General features: G+C 43.3%; 1 protein-coding gene. It reads left to right on the top strand.

The features are described from left to right. The coding region (locus FH871_RS35165) for a low molecular weight protein-tyrosine-phosphatase (protein ID WP_138995375.1) at window positions 1-372 on the top strand (372 nt) is incomplete at both ends.

The following is a 372-nucleotide window of genomic DNA, read 5'->3' as shown; positions in this document are numbered from 1 at the left end:
TGGCAGAATTTGTCATGAAATCAATGGTTGACCCTACTGATATTCATGTTGAAAGTCGGGCCACCTCTTCTTGGGAGCATGGGAACCCTATTCATCAAGGGACTCAGGCTATTTTAAAACAATATGGGGTGCCTTATGATCAGACCAAGTCTTCACAACAGATTTCTCAGGCAGATCTGGATAATTTTGATTTTGTCATTGGGATGGACCAAGAAAACGTGGCAGATTTGAGAGCACTATTTCCGCAAGCTTCGGCCTCCAAAATTCAACTCTTTATTGAAGGTGGTGTGCCAGATCCTTGGTTTACGGGCGATTTTGAAGAGACCTATCAATTAGTTAGAGAGGGGTGTCGGTCTTGGCTAGAAAGACTAA

Origin of the sequence: Larkinella sp. C7, from assembly GCF_006149005.1 — a bacterium.
Taxonomy (GTDB): Bacteria; Bacteroidota; Bacteroidia; order Cytophagales; family Spirosomataceae; genus Larkinella.
Note: the sequence above shows the minus strand (reverse complement) of the source record. Positions and strands in the feature narration are given on the sequence as shown.